Annotated in this window: 18 protein-coding genes and 2 tRNA genes; 6 read left to right on the top strand and 14 right to left on the bottom strand. The window is 72.9% G+C overall.

The window, feature by feature from the left end; translation table 11 throughout:
- Positions 1–86: 86 nt before the first annotated feature.
- From ACQPYD_RS07070 to ACQPYD_RS07055, 4 genes are all read right to left on the bottom strand, one after another.
- Positions 87–1,370 (bottom strand): sugar ABC transporter substrate-binding protein, encoded by a 1,284-nt coding sequence (locus ACQPYD_RS07070; RefSeq protein WP_433700277.1) that lies wholly within the window; start codon positions 1,368–1,370, stop codon positions 87–89.
- A gap of 198 nt (positions 1,371–1,568) precedes the next feature.
- The gene (locus ACQPYD_RS07065) at positions 1,569–2,069 is read right to left on the bottom strand and encodes a hypothetical protein (RefSeq protein WP_267948651.1); all 501 of its coding nucleotides are present in this window, start codon (positions 2,067–2,069) and stop codon (positions 1,569–1,571) included.
- Positions 2,070–2,223: 154 nt separating this feature from the next.
- Positions 2,224–3,510: a class I SAM-dependent methyltransferase gene (locus ACQPYD_RS07060; protein WP_433700276.1), complete on the bottom strand. Its 1,287-nt coding sequence runs from the start codon at positions 3,508–3,510 to the stop codon at positions 2,224–2,226.
- 60 nt (positions 3,511–3,570) lie between these two features.
- Complete coding sequence (locus ACQPYD_RS07055) at positions 3,571–5,022, bottom strand: FAD-binding oxidoreductase (protein WP_433700275.1); 1,452 nt, start codon at positions 5,020–5,022, stop codon at positions 3,571–3,573.
- A 243-nt stretch (positions 5,023–5,265) separates the two neighbouring features.
- Here ACQPYD_RS07055 and ACQPYD_RS07050 point away from each other — a divergent pair, with 243 nt between their 5' ends.
- Positions 5,266–6,099 carry a glutamate racemase gene (locus ACQPYD_RS07050; RefSeq protein WP_433700274.1) on the top strand — a complete coding sequence of 278 codons (834 nt, stop codon included), beginning with the start codon at positions 5,266–5,268 and terminating at the stop codon, positions 6,097–6,099.
- A 47-nt stretch (positions 6,100–6,146) separates the two neighbouring features.
- On the opposite strand, the gene ACQPYD_RS07045 is transcribed toward ACQPYD_RS07050, so the two are convergent.
- On the bottom strand, positions 6,147–7,691 hold the full coding sequence (locus ACQPYD_RS07045) for a hypothetical protein (protein ID WP_433700273.1): 1,545 nt from the start codon (positions 7,689–7,691) through the stop codon (positions 6,147–6,149).
- Between the two features lie 220 nt (positions 7,692–7,911).
- Here ACQPYD_RS07045 and ACQPYD_RS07040 point away from each other — a divergent pair, with 220 nt between their 5' ends.
- Together ACQPYD_RS07040 and ACQPYD_RS07035 are read left to right on the top strand one after the other, a co-directional pair.
- On the top strand, positions 7,912–8,259 hold the full coding sequence (locus ACQPYD_RS07040; protein ID WP_433700272.1) for a hypothetical protein: 348 nt from the start codon (positions 7,912–7,914) through the stop codon (positions 8,257–8,259).
- Positions 8,260–8,433: 174 nt separating this feature from the next.
- The gene (locus tag ACQPYD_RS07035) at positions 8,434–8,961 is read left to right on the top strand and encodes a DUF6315 family protein (protein WP_267948645.1); all 528 of its coding nucleotides are present in this window, start codon (positions 8,434–8,436) and stop codon (positions 8,959–8,961) included.
- Positions 8,962–9,081: 120 nt separating this feature from the next.
- Here the strand turns inward: ACQPYD_RS07035 and ACQPYD_RS07030 are convergent, their stop codons facing one another.
- From ACQPYD_RS07030 to ACQPYD_RS07015, 4 genes are all read right to left on the bottom strand, one after another.
- Positions 9,082–11,190 carry an ATP-dependent DNA helicase gene (locus tag ACQPYD_RS07030; protein ID WP_433700271.1) on the bottom strand — a complete coding sequence of 703 codons (2,109 nt, stop codon included), beginning with the start codon at positions 11,188–11,190 and terminating at the stop codon, positions 9,082–9,084.
- 96 nt (positions 11,191–11,286) lie between these two features.
- The gene (locus tag ACQPYD_RS07025) at positions 11,287–11,760 is read right to left on the bottom strand and encodes an SRPBCC family protein (protein WP_433700270.1); all 474 of its coding nucleotides are present in this window, start codon (positions 11,758–11,760) and stop codon (positions 11,287–11,289) included.
- Complete coding sequence (locus ACQPYD_RS07020; protein ID WP_330159075.1) at positions 11,753–12,124, bottom strand: ArsR/SmtB family transcription factor; 372 nt, start codon at positions 12,122–12,124, stop codon at positions 11,753–11,755. The genes ACQPYD_RS07025 and ACQPYD_RS07020 overlap by 8 nt, the downstream gene beginning before the upstream one ends.
- A gap of 639 nt (positions 12,125–12,763) precedes the next feature.
- Positions 12,764–12,836 (bottom strand) — tRNA-Ala (locus ACQPYD_RS07015).
- Between the two features lie 188 nt (positions 12,837–13,024).
- Here ACQPYD_RS07015 and ACQPYD_RS07010 point away from each other — a divergent pair.
- On the top strand, positions 13,025–13,231 hold the full coding sequence (locus ACQPYD_RS07010; protein WP_355014274.1) for a hypothetical protein: 207 nt from the start codon (positions 13,025–13,027) through the stop codon (positions 13,229–13,231).
- Here ACQPYD_RS07010 and ACQPYD_RS07005 read toward each other — a convergent pair.
- The 4 genes from ACQPYD_RS07005 to ACQPYD_RS06990 form a co-directional block, all read right to left on the bottom strand.
- Positions 13,209–13,511: an ArsR/SmtB family transcription factor gene (locus ACQPYD_RS07005; RefSeq protein WP_433700269.1), complete on the bottom strand. Its 303-nt coding sequence runs from the start codon at positions 13,509–13,511 to the stop codon at positions 13,209–13,211. The genes ACQPYD_RS07010 and ACQPYD_RS07005 overlap by 23 nt on opposite strands.
- The gene (locus tag ACQPYD_RS07000) at positions 13,508–14,374 is read right to left on the bottom strand and encodes an SRPBCC domain-containing protein (protein WP_433700268.1); all 867 of its coding nucleotides are present in this window, start codon (positions 14,372–14,374) and stop codon (positions 13,508–13,510) included. The genes ACQPYD_RS07005 and ACQPYD_RS07000 overlap by 4 nt, the downstream gene beginning before the upstream one ends.
- A 123-nt stretch (positions 14,375–14,497) precedes the next feature.
- On the bottom strand, positions 14,498–15,883 hold the full coding sequence (locus ACQPYD_RS06995; RefSeq protein ID WP_433700267.1) for a CoA transferase: 1,386 nt from the start codon (positions 15,881–15,883) through the stop codon (positions 14,498–14,500).
- Positions 15,884–16,466: 583 nt separating this feature from the next.
- Positions 16,467–16,539: transfer RNA gene (locus ACQPYD_RS06990), tRNA-Ala, on the bottom strand.
- 154 nt (positions 16,540–16,693) lie between these two features.
- Between ACQPYD_RS06990 and ACQPYD_RS06985 the strand changes: the two genes are divergently transcribed.
- The gene (locus tag ACQPYD_RS06985) at positions 16,694–16,987 is read left to right on the top strand and encodes a GroES family chaperonin (protein WP_267950283.1); all 294 of its coding nucleotides are present in this window, start codon (positions 16,694–16,696) and stop codon (positions 16,985–16,987) included.
- Positions 16,988–17,063: 76 nt separating this feature from the next.
- Here the strand turns inward: ACQPYD_RS06985 and ACQPYD_RS06980 are convergent, their stop codons facing one another.
- Positions 17,064–17,663: a TetR/AcrR family transcriptional regulator gene (locus ACQPYD_RS06980; protein WP_433700266.1), complete on the bottom strand. Its 600-nt coding sequence runs from the start codon at positions 17,661–17,663 to the stop codon at positions 17,064–17,066.
- 138 nt (positions 17,664–17,801) lie between these two features.
- Here ACQPYD_RS06980 and ACQPYD_RS06975 point away from each other — a divergent pair, with 138 nt between their 5' ends.
- A complete protein-coding gene (locus tag ACQPYD_RS06975) occupies positions 17,802–19,565 on the top strand; it encodes an ABC transporter ATP-binding protein (RefSeq protein ID WP_433700265.1) in 1,764 nt (587 codons plus the stop codon).
- Positions 19,566–19,584: the final 19 nt, after the last annotated feature.

The raw sequence follows: 19,584 nt of genomic DNA, 5'->3' as shown, positions 1-19,584 counted from the left end.
CCGGACCGCCTCGGGGACGGTCCGGAGGGGCGGCGGACGCCCTGCCCCGGTCCACTGGTTCCCAGCCCGACCGGTGTTCCCACTGCCTAACCCCCGTTGAGGATGCGCTCGATCTCCGCGGCGGTGTCCGCGGTGGCCTCGTCCACCGAGGCCTCGCCGTTGAGGATGGACTGCTGCATGCCGACCAGGAGCTTCTCGGCCTCGACCTGGGTCCAGGCCGGGGTCACCGGAACGCCGCGGCTCGCCTCGTTGAGCTGGACCGCGAACGGCCCCAGGATCGGGTCGGCCGACGCGGAGAACTCCTCGACCTCCGCGGTGACGCCGGGGAAGAACCCGGTCTCCTCGGACCACTGCATGGAGAACTCGTCGCCGGTGAGGTGCTGGACGTACTGCCAGGCCGCCTCCTCGTTGCCGGTGCCCTCGAAGACCGAGAGCAGGGATCCGCCGGCGAAGGAGGGCATGTACCCCTCCTCCTGGCCGGGGAGGGTGAAGGAGTCGATCCTGCCCTCCAGCTCGGGGTTGCTCTCCAGGATGGCCTTCGGGTTGGCGCTGCCGAGGATGGCCATCGCCGCCTCCTCGTTGGCGATCGACTCCATGACCTCGATCTCGGTCCAGTTGACCGCGCCCGTGGTGGAGGTGCCGTCCTCCAGGGCGAGGCCGGTGAAGAACTCGATCCCCGCCCGGCCCTCGGGGGTGTCGATCCCCGACACCCAGGTGCCGTCCGGCTGCTCGACGGCGATCTCCCCGCCGCCGCCCCAGATCCAGGGCATGACCGAGTACTGGGCGTCGCCGGGGACGGGGAAGGCGATCATGCCGTCCTCCGCCTCGACGAGGGCCGTCGCGGTCTCGCGCAGCTCCTCCCAGTTCTCCGGCACCTCCAGGCCGTGCTCCTCGAAGATGTCCGAGCGGTAGACCACGGAGCGGATGGAGGCGTACCAGGGGACGCCGTACACGCCGTCGCCCAGCCGGCCCATCTCCATGAGGCCGGGGATGTACTGGTCGGTGTCGATGTCGTACCCGGACAGGTCGTGCAGCGCCCCGGCGTCGGCGAACCCTGGGGTGAGCGTGTTGCCGAGCTCGACCACGTCGGGCGTGGTCCCTCCGGCGATGGCCGTGGAGATCTTGTTCTGGGCGTCCTGCCACGGGATGAACTCGACGTCGACCTCGACACCGGTCTCCTCGGTGAACGCGGCGTTGGCCTCCTCGAAGAACCCGGTCTCGTCGGGGTTGGTGCCCTGCATGATCCACACCGTGAGCCCGTCGGCGGCGGAGCCGCCGCCCCCGCCGGACCCGCACGCCGTGGCGGCCAGGACCAGCGCCACCGCGGCGGCGGGGAGTGGAACGTACTTGTGGGTTCGTCTGCGGGCCATCGGCACGCCTCCCGTTCCTTTCGAGGGTCCCCTGAGGGTTGGTAGGAAACCTACGTAAAGAACGGCCTCCAGTGAAGTAAACCACTGTGATTTGTGTCTGACCCGTTAGGGGTCGGGGCCCGGGAACCGGCTCACCGCGCGCCCCGGGGCACGCCCGACCCCTCCGCCACCGGGGTCCCGGACCCGCGTGTCGCCGCCCTACTCCGCCAGGCCGGTGACCTGACGCAGGACGGACAGGAGTTCGGCGCGCTTGTAGACGGCCAGGCCGATGGCGGCGCCGAACGCGGCGAGCATGTGGACGTAGACCATGGGGTCGCCCCGGGTGAAGCGCTCGGCGGCCTCCTCCTCTCCGACCGAGTGGGCCTCCCACGCGGTGGCGACCGCGAACTCCAGTTCGGGCGGGAGCATCTCGGCGACGGTACGGGCGACGGCCTCGCGGGAGTCGGCGGGCTTCCACACCACACCGGTCTGCTGCACCCTGCGGCCGAGGAAGGCGGCGACGACCTTCAGTTCCGACAGGACCTCGTCCACGTCGTCGGCGGCACGCGGGACGACCGCGTCGAGCGCCTCCCGGTCCCGGTCCGCGTAGGCCTCGATCAGCTCGATCGCGGTCCGCCGGACGCGGTCCGGCGTCTCCGGCGGCGGCGTCCTGCCGTCGCGGGGATCGTGGGATGGTCCGGAGAATGACTCTGAGGACACGGTGGTGGTCCCTTCTGGGTGGTGGGGCTCGGGTCCATGATGCCGCGAACGGGTCCCGGCGGAGCCCCGGACAGGCCGGGATCCCCTTCCGGCGAACAGGGGCCTGCGGGCCCCTGGCGGCGCGGCCCCCGGGGCGCCGGGGGCCGCGCCGGCGTCAGAACTCCGGGCGCAGGGGCATGTGGGCGGCGGTGCCGTCCAGCTTCACCCCGAGGATCTGGTGCAGCTGCACCACGTCCCGCTCGAACCCCAGCACGGACCCCGCCATGTAGAGCCGCCAGACCCGGGCCGTGCCCTCTCCGACCTCGGCGACCGCCTCGTCCCAGTTGCGCTCCAGGTTGGCGCCCCAGTGGCGGAGGGTGAGCGCGTAGTGCTCGCGCAGGTTCTCCTGGTGGCGGATCTCGAAGCCCGCGTCGTTCATCGCGGTCTGGATGCGGCCCGCCCCCTCCAGCTCCCCGTCGGGGAACACGTACCGGTTGATGACGCCGCCGGTGTCCATCGGCCGGAGGTTGTTGCGCGGCCGGGTGATGGAGTGGTTGAGCAGCCGGCCCCCGGGGACCAGCTTGGCGTACAGCGAGGCGAAGTAGGCGTCGAGGTTCCTGGCGCCGATGTGCTCGGTCAGGCCGATGGAGCTGATCCGGTCGTAGCTGCCGTCGGGCACGTCCCGGTAGTCCATGTGCCGGACCTCGGCCAGCTCCGACAGCCCCTCCTGGGCGATCTTCTTGCCCGCCCACTCGGCCTGCTCCTTGGACAGGGTGACGCCGAGGGCGCGGACCCCGTGCTCCCGGGCCGCGTGCATGACCATGCCGCCCCAGCCGCAGCCCACGTCGAGCAGGCGCATGCCCGGCTCCAGGCCGAGCTTGCGCGAGACCAGTGCGTACTTGCGGAACTGGGCGCTCTCCAGCGCCCCGTCCTCCCGCCCCACCCTGTCCAGGGCGCCGTCGGCGTCGTCGAAGACCGCGCACGTGTAGGTCATGGACGGACCCAGCACCAGTTCGTAGAACGCGTTGGAGACGTCGTAGTGGTGGTGGATCGCCTCGGCGTCGCGCTGCTTGGAGTGGCGCCAGCCCCGGGTCGCCAGCCGGCCGCGGGTCATCTCCTCCGGCGGCGGGGCCACCCGGTTGACGAACTTGACCCAGCCCACGGAGCGGACGATCTCGGCGAGGTCGCGGGCGGACACGTTGATCCCCTCGGCGAAGGCGAAGTCCGCCATGTGTCTGAGGGCGGTGTACATGTCGCCCTCCAGCTCCAGGTGGCCGGAGACGTACGCGCGGGTGAGCCCGAGCCCGTTCGGGGACTGGGCCAGGTAGTTGACGGCGACCGGTGTCCGCACGTGCAGGGCGACGTCGCTGTCCGGGTCCCCTGCGCTGCTGCCGTCGTAGGCGGTGAACCGGAGGGGCGCGTCAGGCCCGACGACGCGCTCGAAGATCTCGGCAAGACGCATGCTCTCTGTCCTTACCTCTCTCGGAGGCGGTCCGTCCCCGCGGACCGCGCCCCTGTGATGTCAGCGGTTTCGCACGCACTTGGCGTACAGGTCCAGCAGCCGCCCCCCGGGGTCGTACGCCTCCTTGAGCGCGGAGTACGCGGGACCGTTGTAGAGCCGCCAGAACTCGTCCTCGCCGTAGAAGGAGTCCGAGTACAGGGACTTGTGTCCGCCCAGGTCGGCGACGCGCTCCTCGACGAGCCGGTTGTGGTGGGCGCGGCGCTGGTTCGGTTTCATGTCGACGAGCCCCCAGAAACCGAAGTTCACGTAGAGGCGGCCGTCCTCCAGGGGGTAGAGCGGCCAGATGTGCTCGCCCTCCCCCAGCTCGGGCCGCCGGGGCTCGCGGAGCCGGAGGGGGCACATCCAGACGGGGGCCATGCCGATCTCGGAGTGGAAGAAGTCCAGGAACTCGGCCCCCCTCTCGACGCCGACCTCGACGTCCTGGATCAGGGGTTCCTGGGGGCGCTTGCCCCGGTAGTGGGTGAGGAGGCGGAAGAAGTCGGTCCGCCGGTCCCAGGCGACCAGCTTGCGGTACACGTCGGAGCGCTTCAGGGAGCGCGGCCACAGGGGGCGCACGAGCGGGTGCTGGGCGCCGAAGGCGCGCGAGCACCAGAACCAGTCGGTGTCCCAGCGCCACAGGTAGTCGTGGAGGGTGAGGTAGTCGCCCGGGCCGCGTCCCGCGTGGCGCCGGATGGACCGGTAGTAGATGTCGTTCCCGGTGTAGTCGCTGGTCCAGGGCGCCTGGTCGGTGAACCGGGCCAGGGTGAGGTACAGCTCGCCGGGCCCGAAGGCCACCCCGTCCACGAAGTCGACCGGCTGCCCCTCGTGCTCGAGGTCCTCGCAGATCCGGGCGAGCGCGTCCATGGCCTCGGCGGCTCCGTGGAAGCGCAGGTGGCGCAGGTGCACGTAGGGGGACGCGGGTTCGAGCTCGATGCGCAGGCGCAGGCTGTAGCCGAGCGTGCCGTAGGAGTTGGGGAAGCCGTGGAACAGGTCGCTGTGCTCGTTGTCCCGGGTGGCGGTGACGACGTCGCCCGTGGCGGTGAGGATCTCCATCTCCTGGACGCCCTCGTGCGGGAGGCCGTTGCGGAAGGAGGAGGACTCGATCCCCATGCCGGTGACGGCGCCCCCCAGGGTGATGGTGCGCAGCTGGGGGACGACGGTCGGCATCAGCCCGTGCGGGAGGGTGGCCGCGACGAGGTCCTCGTAGGTGGTCATGCCGCCGACGTCGGCGAGGCGCTCGACCGGGTCGATGGCGATGACGCCGGTGAAGCCGGAGGCGTCCAGGGCGGGGCCGGAGGAGGGCTCCCGGAAACGGAACAGGTTGGAGGTGGGTTTGGCCAGCCGGACCGGCGCGTCCCGCGGAAGCGCCCGGTAGTCGCGGCGGATCCGCTGGACCGCCGCTATGTGCTCGGCGAACCCCGTCCGCCGTCCGGCCGCGGTGCCGCTGCCCGTTCCCTGCTGTTGAGGAGTCATCCCAGTTCCCGTTCCGGTGTCGGCGACGCACAGTGTGGGTCGGATCGGCCCTGGCCGCCGGGAGCGGCTGGGATGGGCCGATCTCCTCAGTTCTACCTATCGGTAACGGTCTTGTGCCACCCCATTTGTGCCGTGTCTTCACAGAAGTCCGTCTACCTGGGGTGTTGTCCGGGTCACGTGTGCCCCGGGGTCGCCGGACCGGTGTGGGCGGCCGGGGGCGGGCACGACGTAGGATCTGGGTTCGTGCGTATCGCTCTCGTAGACTCCGGCATCGGCATGCTCTCGACCGCGGCGGCGCTGCACGCCGCCAGGCCGGACGCCGACCTGTTCCTGGCGATGGATCCGGACCACATGCCCTGGGGGCGGCGGACGCCGGACGAGGTGATCGCCCGCGCGCTGGCCGGGGCCCGCGCGGCGTCGGGCGCCGCGGGCGGCCGGGGGCTGGACGCGGTGGTCGTGCCGTGCAACACGGCCTCGGTCCACGGCCTCGCCGAGCTCCGCGCCGAGTTCGAGCCGGACGTGCCGGTGGTCGGGACGGTCCCCGCGATCAAACCCGCCGCCGCGGCCGGAGGGCCCATCGCCGTCTGGTCCACCGTGGCGACCACGCGCAGCGCCTACCAGCGCCGGCTGATCGAGACCTTCGCGGGCGGCGTGGACGTGACGCCGGTCGCCTGCGTCGGGCTCGCCGAGGCCGTGGAGTCCGCGGATCCCCGGCTCATCGACGACGCCGTCGCCTACGCCGCCGACCTCACCCCGGGGGACGTGCGCGGCGTCGTGCTGGGGTGCACCCACTACGACCTCGTGGACGAACGGATCTCCGCCGCGCTGGGCGGCCGGGCCGAGCTCTTCACCGCCGCCGGGGCGGTGGCCGCGCAGACACTGCGGCGCGTGGCCGACGCGGCGGCCCGTCCCGCCCCCGCGGACGGCGGTCGCAACCGTGCCGGCCTGGTGCGGGTACTGGCCAGCGGACGACCCGCCCGGCTGCCCTCTGCCGCCCTCGCCTACCCGGCCGGGCGCGCGATCGCCGGGGCCCAGCCCGCCGCGGCCGGGGTCGCGGGCCGGTCGGCGCCCGCCTGACCCCCGCGCCCGGGGGTCACCGGTCGCAGGGCCGTTCCCGACGGCGCCTAGAAGGCCGCCCCCGGGGCGGTCGCCAGGACCGGGGGCTCCGCGCCCGGACCGAACCCGGCCTCCGCGTCGGGGCCGCCGTTGAGGGCGCCGGCCGCGAGGGTGCGCACCAGGTCGCGCACGCCGGCGGTGTCGTTGTCGTGGAGCAGCGTCTCCAGGAGGGACAGCGCCGCCCGCTGGTCGCCGGGCTGTTCGCGCACGTGCCTCCACTGCGGCTCGGTGGCGGCGTCCGACAGCATGAGGGTGCGCCCGACCTGGCCGAGCGCGCTGAGGAGCGGCGTGTCGTGGGGGATCCTCTCCAGGGCCGCGTTGACCTGCTCGGCCTGGAACTCGGGATCGACCTGCTCGGCGGGCTGTGCGCGGAGGAACGCCAGGATCTGCTCGGCGGGCGCCGCCGGGGCGATCGGGGGGATCCCGCCGATCATCGCGCGGGCCTCGACCAGGTCCCCCAGGATCTCGTCGGTGCGGCCCAGCTCCCCGATCAGCCTCTCCGCGCGCTGGGCGGAGCAGGTCGCCACCCAGCGGGCCCCGCGGCCGGCGGCCAGGCGGGCGGCGGCCAGGGCCAGCTCCGCGCCGCGGCGGGGCGCCCCGACCCTCTCGAAGTAGCGGGACCACGTGGTCACCCGGACCCCGAGCCGCCAGTCGTTGCGGACGGCGCCCTGGCAGACGAGGTTCTCGACGGCCTCCACCCAGGCGGGCCGCAGGCTCGGGTGGGCCTCCGCCTCCTCGACCGTCGGGAGCGGGGCGATGGCCTCGCGGGGCGCGCACTGGCCGAGCCTGGTGAGCCAGGAGAGGAGCCGCGCCCGCTCGAAGCGGATGCGGCGGCGCAGGGCGTCGCGGCGCGGGTTCGCCTCGTCGAGGGCGAGCTCCGCCTCCATCCGGTCGAGGACCTCCAGGGCCTGTGTGTGCTTGTCCTGGTGGCGCAGCGCGCGCACGAGGGTGAAGACGCCGTCGGCGCCGAGCACCGCCGGTCCGGTGGCGGTGTGCTCGTAGCGCCGCAGCTCCGTCTCCGCCCGGTCGGCCAGGTCCTCGTCGATCAGCAGGTTGACCCGGGCCAGGGTGAGGGCGGGCCAGGCCGGGGTGCGCTCCCAGCCGGCCAGGCTGCGGGTGGACAGCAGGTCGCGGCGCAGGTCGGTGGTGCCCCTGGCGTCCACGTTCGCGTGGCAGCGCACGAGCGTCTCCTGGAGGGACACCGGCAGCGGGCCGTGCTCGTGCGGCGCCGGCTCGTCGGCGGCGGCCGCCGTCACCTGGGACAGGGCGCGCCTGCCCTCGGCGAGCACCCCGACCCGCACGGCCAGGGGCCAGTGCGCGAGGAAGAACAGCGTCGGCGGCCCGAAGACCCCCGGCACCGCGGCCTGCGCGCTCCCCGCCTCCGCGACCAGCCGGCGCGCGGTGCGCATCGCCGACCTGGCCACGGCCTCCACCCGTACCGCGTCCCCCGCCTCGCAGAGCACCGGCAGCGCCGTGACCCCGTCCGCCAGCTCGTCCTGCCCCGCCGCCCTGAGCCGGCGGGAGGTCTCCCCTGCCCACGTCCACATCGGCATGCTCTTCTCCCCCTGATGGTGCCGCGTGACAACAGAACGTAGCAGCGCGGTGACAGGACTGTCCGGGAAACGCGTGAGACCGGTGCCGGGCGGGGCCCGCACGCCCGATCCGTGTCGTTTGGGCGGGATAGACTCTGGGGCACCGCGGCCCCGGGGGAACCGGACACGGACCCCCGCTCCGCACTCCACCCGCAGCAGTACCTGAGGGGACAGAGCGCCGATGGGATGGCGAGACCGCTTCGGACTCCGCAAGGCCAACCGCAAGGGCAAGGCCCGTTTCGACCGGGCCTCCGAGGATTCGGACATCAAGGCGCTGATCGAGTTCTCGAAGAGCAGGGTGGGCGTGGAGTTCTTCGTCGAGCCCGAAACGTTCGCCACCCGGACCACGGCCGTCGCCGTGGCCACCGACGGCGAGTGGATCCGGCGCCGCTGCGGCTCCCCCGAGGTGATCCGCAAGGTCGCCCGTGACCTGGCCACCCCCGCCTACGACGTGCAGATCGTCGGTTACCCCCAGCGCATGCGCGACTGGAGCGCGCGCAACAAGCGCGGCCTGTCGATGGACGAGTAGCGCCGCCCCTGCGGAGTAGGACTCGCCACACCGGCGCATCGGGGAGGACGTGTCCGAAACCCTCTACCCGGTCATTTTGGGCATTGATGACGAGGCCTTGCCGCGACTTCCTCTCCGAACGGGTTCCCTAACGGGCTCCGTTCGTCGCATACTCGCCTGGGAGGGGGGACTCTGATGAAGCAGGATCTCACGGCCCTGTGTTGCGAATGCGGCATGATTCGCGAGGTGAGCGACTACCAGAGTGTGGGCGAGGCCCAGTCGGCCTACGGACTGGCCCGCTGTGTCGTCTGGCGCAAGTGCCGCACCTGCGGCTACCGCACCTACCACGCCTATCTGCGCACCGACGAGGACCGCGACGAGCTGGAGGACGCCCTCAGGCTGGACGGCGCCCTCGCGGCGGAGGCCCTCGACGAGGAGATGGAGCAGCTGCGGCTGTGCGGGATCGAGGTCGGCCACGCCCCCGTCCCCGCCATCTGGGACGGCCAGTCGGTCGGCATGGTCACCCAGCGGCTGACCGACCACGCCTACTCCATCGTCCTGGACCCCGAGTCGTCCGTGGTGTCACGCCTGAAGCTCATCGACATGATGTGGAACGAGCTCCTGGTCGGCGAGCACGACGACCGCTGGTTCATCCAGGAGTCCGAGGACGACGAGTCCCCCGCGTACGCGGTCCGCCTCTTCGGCTACCGCACCCGGGGCTGACCGGTCCGGTCCCACCGCCGGAGCGCGGAACGTCCCCGGCACCGCCCACGGCCTGCGGCCGGGCTCCCCTGACGGGCGCCCGGCCGCCGCGCGTCCCGGGGCGGGTGCGGTCGGCGGCCCTCAGCCCGCGGCCGGCTCGGGTGCCGCCCGCCGGGACAGCCGGCGCAGCGCCGACCGGGCCACCTCGGGGTCCGTGGTGCCCCAGTAGGGCGGCAGCGAGGCGCGCAGGAAGCCGCCGTAGCGGGCGGTGGCCAGGCGCGGGTCCAGGACCGCGATGACCCCGCGGTCGTCGGTGGAGCGCAGCAGCCGGCCGGTGCCCTGGGCGAGCAGCAGCGCCGCGTGGGTGGCCGCCACCGACAGGAACCCGTTGCCGCCGTGCGCGGCCACGGCCCGCTGGCGGGCGGAGGCGAGGGGGTCGTCCGGACGGGGGAACGGGATGCGGTCCACGATCACCAGCGACAGGGAGGGGCCCGGCACGTCCACGCCCTGCCACAGCGACAGGGTGCCGAACAGGCAGGACCTCTCGTCCTCGGCGAACCGCCGGACCAGCTGGCCGGTGGAGTCCTCGCCCTGGCACAGGATCGGCTGGTCGAGCCGGTCCCGGAGCTCGTCGCCGGCCTGCTGGGCGGCCCGCATGGAGGAGAAGAGGCCCAGGGCCCGGCCGTCGGCGGCCTCGATGAGCTCGGCGATCTCGTCGAGGTAGGAGGGCGCGAGCCCGTCGCGCCCGGGCGGCGGCAGGTGGGTGGCCACGTACAGGATGCCGCTGCGGGCGTGTTCGAAGGGCGACCCGACGTCCAGCGCGCGCCATCGGGGCTCGCCCGCCGCGCGGTGGGGGCCGTCGTCGTCCCCGTCCGGGCCGGCGGCCGGGGCGTCCCCGTCCCCGGTCTCCGCCCGCGCCGTCCCGGGGGCGCCCGCGGCGGCCCGTTCCGCAGCCTCCCGGGTGACCTCGCGGCCCAGGCCCCACTGGTTGGCCAGGGAGGTGAAGGAACCGCCGAGGGTGAGGGTGGCCGAGGTCAGCACGACGGTGCGGTCCCCGAAGAGCTTCTCCCGCAGCAGCCCGCCGACGGCGAGCGGGGCGACGTTGAGGGCGGGCTGGCGGCCCGGGGCCCTGGTGAGCCACACGACCTCGGTGCGGTCGCGCAGGGCGGGTTCGTAGGACTCCAGCACGCGCACGGCGGTCTCGCGCACCTCTTCGAGCGCGGCCAGGGCCAGGCGGCGGTCGCTGGCGCCGTCGGGGTCGAGCTCGCCGGGTGAGGGGCCGATGGCGGTGACGCAGGCGGAGGCGGCGTCGCGGGTGGCCGCGACCGCGTTGGCCAGGGCGTCGTCGATGTGGTCCAGTCGGCCGTCGGGCGACTCGGTGAACATCAGGGCGAGCCCGTCGGCGCACTCCGTGAGGCGCTCGCTGATCCCGGGCTCGACCAGGCGGGCGGCGCGCTTGGCCGCGGTGTTGACGACGCGCTCGCTCAGGCTGCCGGTGGAGACGGAGGTCGCCCGGTCCACGAGCTCGTGCGCCTCGTCGATCATGATCGTGTCGTGCTCGGGCAGGATGTGCCGGCCCTGCGCCATGTCGATGGAGAGCATGGCGTGGTTGGTGACCACCACGTCCACGCCCTGGGTGGCCTCGCGCGCGAACTCCGCGAAGCACTCCTGCCCGAAGGGGCAGATGCGGGCCCCCATGCACTCGTTGGCGCCCACGGACACCTGCCGCCAGGCGAGGTCGCTGACGCCGGGGACGAGCTCGTCGCGGTCGCCGGTGACGGTCTCCTCCGCCCACTCGTGCAGGCGGGCCACCTGGCGGCCGAGGGAGGAGAGCTGCCGGGGGTCGAACAGCTCGGCGTCCTCCGCGTCCTCGTCCGCGGTCTGGAGCCGGTTGCGGCACAGGTAGTTGCGGCGGCCCTTCAGCACGGCGAACGTGGGCTCGCGCGGCAGCAGCGAGGACAGCGCCCCGGCCAGGCGCGGCAGGTCCCGGTCGATGAGCTGGTTCTGGAGGGCGATGGTGGCGGTGGAGACCACCACGGTGTTCTTCCGGTCCATCGCGTGTCTGACCGCGGGTACCAGGTACGCCAGGGACTTGCCGGTGCCGGTACCGGCCTGGACCACCAGGTGCTCGCGTTCGTCGACCGCCGCGGCCACGGCGTCGGCCATGGCCGTCTGGCCCTCGCGGCGGCTGCCGCCGAGAGCGGTGACGGCGGCGTCGAGCAGGGTCGGAACGTCGGGAAGATCTGCCACGGATCGACAGTACCGGCCCGTGGGGACAGGACGGGCTCCGTCCACAGGCGGGATCGGCCGGGCCCTCCGGGGCGCGGCCGATCGGTCCGGCGGGTGTCAGGCGAGGCCGCGGACGAGCCTCTCCAGGGCGTCCAGCGACTGGGCCAGCCCTTCCTCCATGCCCGAGCTGACCATGCCGTCGCGGTCCTCGACCGTCTGGAACACGGAGATCGCCCGGTAGAGGGTGCGGCCGTCCTTCTCCTCCAGCATGTGGGTGTCCATCGCCACGTGGCCCGGCATCCCCTCGAACTCGAAGGTCTGCACGATGCGCTCGGGGGCGACCACGTCGTGGAAGACCCCGTGGAAGGCGTACTCCTCGCCGCCGGCGGCCTTCTCGACGAACCGCCAGGTGCCGCCGGGCCGCGCCTCGGCCCGGTCGACGACCGTGTCGGTCCCGTCCAGCCCCCACCACCGGGCCAGGTGCTCCGGCTCGGTCATGGCCTTGAACACCACGTCCCTGGGCGCGTCGAAGGTGCGGGTGATGACGATGTCCTGGCGACCGGGCTCGACGGTCACGGTGAGGTCACTCATGGGTCTTCTCTCCCTCGGTGCTGCGGTCTCCGGTTCCCTGCGCGTCCTGGATGCGGCGGATCTCCTCGTCCAGCCGGTCGAAGCGCTCCTCCCACTGGTCGTGGTACCGCCCGATCCACACCGACGCCTGCTCCAGAGGCGCGGTCTCCAGCCGGCAGGGACGCCACTGCGCGTCGCGGCCGCGGCTGATCAGGCCGGCCCGCTCCAGGACCTTCAGGTGTCTGGACACCGCCTGGAGGCTGATGGGGAACGGCTCCGCCAGGTCGTTGACGGTCGCCTCGCCCTCCGAGAGCCGCGCCAGCAGCGCCCGGCGGGTCGGATCCGCCAGCGCCGCGAACGTGAGGCTCAGGGGGTCACTCGCCATCTGCGCATTCAACTTTCTCGTTGATCAACCGTTATGTTGATTATGACCCACGACACACCCCGGGTCAAGGGGTGCGAGAGCTTCTCGAAGGGCCGCCGACCAGCAGGAACCCGCCCCGAACGTCCCCTCGGGGGCGGGGATCTCCCCCGGTAAACACGAAGGACGACCCGGCGAGCGCGGTCACGCGCGAGCAGGATCGTCCGAGCAGGGTCGCTGCGGAGAACACGGAACACAGGCAGCCCGTACGGAAAACCACCACGACCGGACGGGCGACGTCACCGACGACAGGTGCGGTACCGCCACCCCGCCGATCAACACGACCCCAACCACAGGGGGTCACCTCGGGGGGTTCGGGGGGTCTCCCCCCGGCAGACATGACGAAGGCGACCCCGCGAGAAGACCGAAGGCCCCCGAGCACATTCACCCCGAGAACACGGAACACAGGCAGCCCGTACGGAAAACCATCACGACCGAACGCGCGGATGCGCCGTTGCCGGAGTGGGAGAACACCACCCCGCCGATCAACACGACCCCAACCACAGGGGGTCACCTCGGGGGGTTCGGGGGGTCTCCCCCCGGTAAACACGAAGGACGACCCGGCGAGCGCGGTCACGCGCGAGCAGGATCGTCCTCAGTCCGTGGAGCTATGGGGATTCGAACCCCAGACCTCCTCCATGCCATGGAGGCGCGCTACCAACTGCGCCATAGCCCCGTGTGCCGTGCGGCAACGGTTCGATTCTATCGGACGCGGAAGGGTGGGGTGAACATTCGGGGTGTCGGGCGGCCCACACGGCGCGTCACGGGAGCCCGCACGGCCTCCGGCTTCCCGGAGCGCCCCGCCGCCCCGGGAAACGGGGCGCGCGATGGGGGCGGACTCCGCGTTCCGGGCATCATGGCACCATGAGCGACGAACGGAACCCGGTGGAGGTCCTGACCCGGTGGGAGGACCACGGCGCCGTGTGGCGCGTGGTGGACCGCTCCCCCTCGCGGGTGACGGTGGCCCTGTGCAGGTGCGACGGGGGCGAGGAGGTGGACCGCCTGGTCTCCGACGATCCGGACCTCCTCGCCTTCGTCGACGAACGGGTCAGGACTCCGCGATCTCCCTGATCCGGTACAGCCTCTTCTCCCAGGCCGTTCCGACGCGTTGGAGGTCGCGGCCGAGCTCGCTGAGCCGCGAGCCGACCGGCCGGTGCACGACCTCCCGGCCGCGCCGCTCCGACTCCACCAGTCCCACGGAGCGCAGCACGTCCAGGTGCTTGACGACGGCCTGCCGGCTCACGGGCAGCTCGCCCGCCAGCACCGAGGCGGAGGCGGGTTCGCGGGCCAGGCTCACGAGGATGCTCCAGCGGGTCTCGTCGCCCAGCGCGGCGAAGGCGGTGGCGTTCACGGGGCCCCCGCCCCCGACAGGTGCTCCGCCAGCGCGGCGAGCCCCCCGGCCCATCCCTCCTCCTCCGGCGCGACGTTGTCGGAGACCGCCCCGAAGCGCTCGTGCAGGGTGTCGAAGCCGTTCTGGACGACCGTGAGCAGGGAGCCGTCCCCCGACCTCCTGACCGTCATCGTCACCAGCGTGCCGACGCCCTCGCCGGGGTCGGTGTCCGGTTCGGCGGCGATCCGGTAGGCGAACGTCGAGGGCTCGTCCACCGTGACGACCCGCCCCCGGAAGGTGCCGTGCTCGTCCCAGCGCAGCTCCATGGGAGCGCCCGGCACGGCCTCGAACTCCGCCCCGCCGAAGGCGTACCAGGCCGCGAAGTGCTCGGGCCGCGTCAGCACCGGCCAGAGCCGTTCGGGCGCCACCCCGAGGTGGACGGAGCGCTCGACGGTCGAGGCGTCCAGGAAGGAACGCGCGGCGCCGAGTTCCTCCTCCCAGCCCCGGGTGTTCTCCCCGACGCGCCGGCGCCGCTCGGCCTCCGTCCCGCCCAGCGAGGAGAAGCCGCTCTCGGCCACGCGCAGGGTCACGCCGCCCGCCTCGAGCTCCTCGATCCAGAACTCGACCAGGGTGGACCCCCCTTCCTCGCCGCCGAGCCAGCGGAACGCCGCATAGCCGGGCGGGTCGAGCTTCTCGGTGCGTATGCGGGAGTCTCCGTGGACGGGGTCGCGCACCACGCTGACGTCGCCGTCCTGCTCGATCACGTGGTCGACGACCGCTCCGTCGTTGATGAACCATCCCGGGCGCGACACCAGCTCCCAGACGCGTCGCGCCGGCGCCGCGATGTCCACCTGTCGTTCGATCCGGTCCGGAACCCCGTCCATGGCGCCCTCCCTCTCCGTATGTGCAACCCCATGGTTGCACCAATGCCCCTCGGAAGCAACCCTCCGGTTGCACATGGAGCGCTGTCCGGAGGCCGCCCTGCTGGACGCCCGCGGGCGGGTCGGTCACCACCGCGCCTCGCCCTCCCCTAGAGCCCCCGCCGGCCGCGGCGCCGCGAGGACCACGCCCTCCACCTCCAGCGGCATTCGGAGCCGACGGGCCGGCCCCCACGGCGTGTCCTCGACCCCCGGGGCGAGGTCGCCGTCGCCCTCCGGGTCGAGCGGGCCGGGGTCGCCCGTGCCCCGGCGCCCGGCGAGGAAGAGGGCCGTACGCGCCAGGGACAGCCGGGCGAGGGAGCCCCGGCCGGCGTCGACCCGCCGCCTCAGCCCTTCCAGGGCGGCGTAGGCCATCAGGTACCCGGTCCCGTGGTCGAGCGCCTGGACCGGCAGCGGCTTCGGAGCGTCCAGCCCTCCTTCGCGCATGGCGGCGTCGGCGATGCCGGTGCTCATCTGCACCAGGCTGTCGAAGCCGCGCCTCGTCCTCCAGGGGCCGGTCCAGCCGTAGGCGTCGAGGCCGACCTCGACCAGTCCCGGGCGCACCCCTTGGCGGACGTCCGCGCCCAGGCCCAACCGGTCGAGCGCGCCGGGTCGGTAGCCGTGCACGAGGACGTCGCACCGCCCCAGCAGTTCCAGCAGGCGCCCGCGCGGGCCCGCCCCCCGCAGGTCGAGCCGGGCGGACCTCTTGCCGAGCATGACCTCGGGGACCAGGCCGGGCTCGTCCCACCAGGGCGGGTCGACGCGCAGGACGTCGGCCCCGAGCAGCGCCAGGAACCTCGTCGCCACGGGGCCCGCCAGGACCCGGGTGAGGTCGAGGACGCGCACGCCCTCCAGCGGGCGCGCCCCGCCCGCGAGGGCCGGCGCCGCCCCGGACCCGTCGCCGTCCTCCCAGGCGATGAGCGGTTCGCAGGCCACGCTCCGCCCCTGCTCGCCGGAGGCCCACGCGGCCGTCGAGCGCATCACGGCCGCGCAGCCCCCGGCCCCGACGACACGGGACTCCAGTTCGACCCCGTCCCACCCGGCGACAGCCCGCTGCACCCGGTCCCGCCCGCCGGGGACGCCGAGAACCCGCAGGGCCGCCGCACGGTGGGCGGCGGCGTTGGTGTGGAGCCTGATCCACCCGTCGAAGGTCCGGTAGTCGCCCGCGACGTCGTCCCACGGGGAGGGGGGCCGCCATCCCGTGGGACGGAGGGACCACGCGAACCACATCGAGGCCAGGCGCCGGTCGACGCGGACGTCCCGGCGCCGTCCGTCGCCCGCCGAGGCCAGGTCGGCGGCGGCGACACCGGCCGCGCCGACGGAAGCGGCGGCGAACTCCGTGACGGGAAAGACCGAGGGGAGTCCGCCCGTTCCCGTGAACGCGAGCCCCGCGCGCGGGGGACACCGGCCCGAGTCCAGGATGTCCGCCGCCATGGCCCGGGCGACGTCGTCCACGACGTCGTGTCCACCGTCCATCGACCGCCCCTCTCTCCGGAAGGCTCACCACCGTACGGGAAGGGCTCCGGGGGCCGCGTCGGCGAAACCGCGCCCGGGCGCGCGGCGGGGGGACGAAGCGCGCCGAACAGGACCGTCTACGGCGAACGCGGATGCGGGGGCGCACACAGCACATGCGCCGACCGGGGACCCCGGGCGCCTCGGCCATCGCGGGAAACCACCACGACCGGACGGACGACGTCACCGTTGTCAGGGCGGGAGAACACCACCCCGCCGATCAACACGACCCCAACCACAGGGGGTCACCTCGGGGGTTCGGGTGGTCTCCCCCCGGCAGACATGACGAAGGCGACCCCGCGAGAAGACCGAAGGCCCCCGAGCACATTCACCCCGAGAACACGGAACACAGGCAGCCCGTACGGAAAACCATCACGACCGAACGCGCGGATGCGCCGTTGCCGGAGTGGGAGAACACCACCCCGCCGATCAACACGACCCCAGCCACAGGGGGTCACCTCGGGGGGTTCGGGGGGTCTCCCCCCGGTAAACACGAAGGACGACCCGGCAAGCGCGGTCACGCGCGAGCAGGATCGTCCTCAGTCCGTGGAGCTATGGGGATTCGAACCCCAGACCTCCTCCATGCCATGGAGGCGCGCTACCAACTGCGCCATAGCCCCTGGTGTGCCGGGCGGTTTCCCCGCTCGGCGATAGAAGTACTGTACCCGAGGTCCGGGGCAGGTCGGGACGCCGCAGAGGACGGGCGGCCGGTGGATAGCCGTGTGCGGGGCCGAATACCCTGGGGTCGTGGCCGAATCAAAGCTTGAGATCCAGATGCTCCACGACCGCCTCCTCGTGCGGACGGTCGTGGACCGGAGCGAGCGGCGCAGCAGTGCCGGTCTGGTCATCCCGGACACGGTGAAGCTGGCGACCAGGCTCGCGTGGGGTGAGGTCGTCGGCGCCGGGACCGGCGCCCGGCACGTGAAGACCGGGGACCGCGTGCTCTTCGACCCGGAGGAGCAGGGCGAGGTCGAGCTGAACGGCGAGCGCTACGTGATCCTGCGCGAGCGCGACGTGCACGCCGTCGCCAACGAGGCCCCGGAGCGGGGCACCGGCCTGTACCTCTGACCCGTCCTCCCGATCCCCGCGCCGGCTCCGGGTGCCCGGCCCGCGGGGACCGCCGGGGCCGCCCGACCGGGGGGCGTCAGCCGCGCGCGCCGTTCGCGGCCGGGTTCGCGACCACCTTCTCCAGGGAGAGCACGCAGAGGTTGAGCGCCTCGTACGCGGAGGCCTCCCCGGTGTTGACGTAGGACCACCCGGAGTAGAGCCCCGCCCACAGGAACTGCTGCATCCAGCTCGCGGAGATCGCGGGGTCGATGCTGCCGTCGGCGTGCCCGCGTTCGATGAGGGCGGTGAGCGCGAGGTCGGCCTCCCCGCACTCCTCCGCGGAAGCCTCGGTGAAGTCCTCCTCCTGCCCGAACGACAGCATGACCACCTTCTGGAGCGCGAAGTACTCCGGCACGAGGCGCAGGAAGGCCTCCAGGCCGGTCCCCTCGGTGGTGCGCGCCCGCTGCATGGCCTCGGTGATCAGCTCGTCGGCGTACTCCCCCAGCGCGTTCGTCAGGTCGGCGCGTTCGGGGAAGTAGCGCTGGAGGGTGCTGCGGGCGACCCCCGCGACTCTGGCGACCTGCGACAGGGGGGCCGCGGAGTTCTCGCCGAGGACCTGGACGGCCGCTTCGAGGATCGCGCGCCGGGTGCGCGCGCGTGTCCTCGTCTCTTCCTCTGAGGGAGCGCTGTTCACCATGCCAACATCCTAGGCTTGTCGGTACTTGGTTGACAATAATCGGTCACATATGACCTAATTTAGAGCATGACTGAACGATCTACGGTATTAACCGACTCCTCAACGGGGGCGCCAGAGCCCCGCTTCGCCCAGCTCCGGGTGCTGTGGTCGTTCGTGCACCCGCACCGGCGGAAGCTCGCCCTCGGACTCGTGCTCGCGCTGCTCGGGTCCGCGCTCGAACTCGCCAACCCGATGGTGATCAAGCTCGTCCTGGACACCGTCGCCGACGCGGGCAGCCTCGTGGTGCCCATCTCGCTCCTGCTCGGGCTGTTCGCCCTGGGCATCGGGTTCGGCCTGTGGCACTGGATCCTCCTCGGCACCGTCGCCGAGAAGGTCGTCCTCGACGCCCGCACCTCCCTGGTCCGCCGCTACTTCCGGGCCGCCCTCGTCCCGATGTCCCGGCGCCCTTCGGGCGAACTCGTCACACGGGCCACCTCCGACACGGTGCTCCTGCGCGAGGCCGCCTCCAGCAGCATCATCAGCCTCGTCAACGGCGGTGTACTGCTGGTCGGGACCCTGGTGATGATGGGGGTGCTGGACCTGGTCCTGCTCGCCGTCACGTTCACCGCCGTGCTCGTCGTCACGATCCTGTTCCTCACCCTGATGCCCGCCATCGCCAAGGCCCAGGAGAAGGCGCAGAACTCGCTGGGGCTCATGGGCGGCGTCCTGGACGGCGCCCTGCGCGCCGTGCGCACGGTCAAGGTGAGCCGCGCCGAGGACCGGCTCGGCGGCCAGATCCTGGAGCACGCACGGCAGGCCGCGCACCACGGGGTGCGGTCGGTGAGGCGCGAGGCCGTGGCCTGGACGATCGCCTACGGCGGCATCCAGATCTCGATCATCGCCATCCTGGGGGTGGGCGCCCTGCGGGTGACCTCCGGCGCGATGGAGGTGTCCTCCCTCATCGCGTTCCTCCTCTACGCGTTCACGCTGATGAACCCGGTCATGGAGCTCTCCCAGAGCGTCACCACCCTGCAGTCCGGCGTGGCCGCGGCCAGGCGCATCCGCGAGGTCGAGGCCATCCCCCTCGAACCGTCCTCCGACGGACCCGACGTCCCGCTCGCCGACCCCGACGGCGCCGGGGAGGCGCTGCTGGAGCTGCGCGGGGTCACCGCCCGGTACGCCCCCGGAGCCGAGTCCGCGCTGGACCGGGTCGACCTGAGCATCCCCCGGCGGGGGCACACCGCCATCGTCGGACCGTCGGGCGCGGGCAAGACCACCGTGTTCTCGCTGCTGCTGCGCTTCCTCGAACCGGAGGAGGGGGAGCTCGCGCTGGCCGGGACGCCCTACCGGTCGCTCAGCCCCAGGCAGGTGCGCGGCCACTTCGCGTACGTGGAGCAGGACACCCCGGTGATCCCCGGGACCGTCCGCGAGAACCTGCTGTTCAGCAGGCCCGACGCGTCGGAGGAGGACGTGCGCCGGGTCCTGGACGAGGTCGGGCTGGCGGACAAGGTCGACGCCCTGGAGGAGGGCCTGGACACCCAGCTCGACGCCACGTCGTTCTCGGGCGGGCAGCGGCAGCGCATCGCCCTGGCACGCGCCCTGCTGTGCTCCCCGGACGTGCTGCTGCTGGACGAGGCCACCTCGCAGGTGGACGCGATCACGGAGGCGGCGATCACGGAGAGCCTGCGCCGCCACGCCGACCGGAAGGCCGTGGTCACCATCGCCCACCGTCTGTCGACGGTGATCCACGCCGACAGCATCGTCCTGATGGAGGACGGCCGTGTCCGCTCCCGGGGTACGCACCGGGAGCTGCTGGACCGGGACCCCCTCTACCGGGAGCTGGTCGCCGCGCTGCACATCTCCGAGACGGAGGCGGGGGACGGCGGGGTCCTGGACGAGGGGATCCCGGTCGGCTCGTCCTGAGCCGCGCGGCCGGTCCCGC

It is taken from the genome of Nocardiopsis sp. CA-288880, from assembly GCF_050955985.1.
In the GTDB taxonomy this organism is placed as follows: Bacteria; Actinomycetota; Actinomycetes; order Streptosporangiales; family Streptosporangiaceae; genus Nocardiopsis; species Nocardiopsis tropica.
The sequence above is the reverse complement of the archived record's forward strand: the minus strand, read 5'-3'. Positions and strand labels throughout refer to the sequence as shown.